At 63.5% G+C, this 1,115-nt stretch carries 1 pseudogene (running past one end of the window); it reads right to left on the bottom strand.

What is annotated here, in order from left to right:
• Positions 1-1,115: pseudogene (locus tag F4Y38_08325) on the bottom strand (hypothetical protein); it reaches 112 nt to the left of the window's first position.

Here is a 1,115-nt window from a genome sequence, read left to right as displayed (position 1 = left end):
TCGCCCTCTTCAATCGACGCCGTTGATGGCGACACGGATACACGGTCCACAACGGGCGGCGGCTCCGTGACCGTCAACCTCGCCGTGTCGGACTTGCCGTCCACCGATGCCCTTATCGTCGTGGAACCCGCATTCACTCCCCGGGCCGTCGTCGCCGATCCCGATGACGGGCTTACCGTCGCAACCGAAGGGTTACTGCTCGACCAGGTGAAGGTCTTGTCCGGGATCACCGTGTTGTCCGATTCATAGGCTGTCGCCGTGAACCGCCACGTCTCGCCTTCTTCGATCGTCGCGGAAGATGGTGTCACGGTTACACGATCCACAATCGGTGGAGGCTCGGCAACCGTGACGGTCACCGGTTCGGAAGTCGTTTCTTCCGTCATGGCGGTGATATCCGCCATGCCTGCTCCAACCGCGCTTACCAGCCCGGTCGAGTCAACGGTCGCCACCTCGTTGTCGTCGCTTGACCACGCAAAGGTCAAGCCAGCGACCATGGTCCCTTCCGAAGTCCGGGCGACGGCCATGAGCTGGTGCGTATCGCCTATCTCGAGCATAACCGGCATGGCGTCCACGATCTCGACGCCGGCTACCACTGGCGGCAATTCCTCCACGGTGATCGTCGCGGACATACTCGTTACGTCATTCCCCGTGGCCGTTATCATGGCCGTACCTGCGGCGACGGCCGTGACCAGCCCCGTTTCATCCACCGTGGCGACTTCCGTATCATCGCTCATCCAGGAGAAATCCACGTCTTCAATCACCATGCCGTCGGCCGTCATGGCAACGGCCGTGAACTGGAACATGCCTCCGACCATGATCATCATGGAAGCCGGACTCACCGTCACGCTGGCCACCACCGGCTCGGGCGGCGGGGGTTCGGTCACCGTCAGCGTCGCCATGCCGGATACGCTGTCCGCGGTGGCCGTGATCATCGCTGCGCCCGCCCCGACACCGGTCGCCAGGCCTTCCGCGTCGACCGTCGCGACCATCTCGTCCGAGCTCGACCACGTTACCTCCGCGTCCGGGATGGCCATTCCGTCAGACGTCAATGCCTTCGCCGCGAACTGCTGCGTCGCGCCCACCTCGATCATCGCTTCCGATGGACTCACCGTCAC

It is taken from the genome of Gemmatimonadota bacterium, from assembly GCA_009838645.1.
Taxonomy (GTDB): Bacteria; JAAXHH01; JAAXHH01; order JAAXHH01; family JAAXHH01; genus JAAXHH01.
The sequence above is the reverse complement of the archived record's forward strand: the minus strand, read 5'-3'. Positions and strand labels throughout refer to the sequence as shown.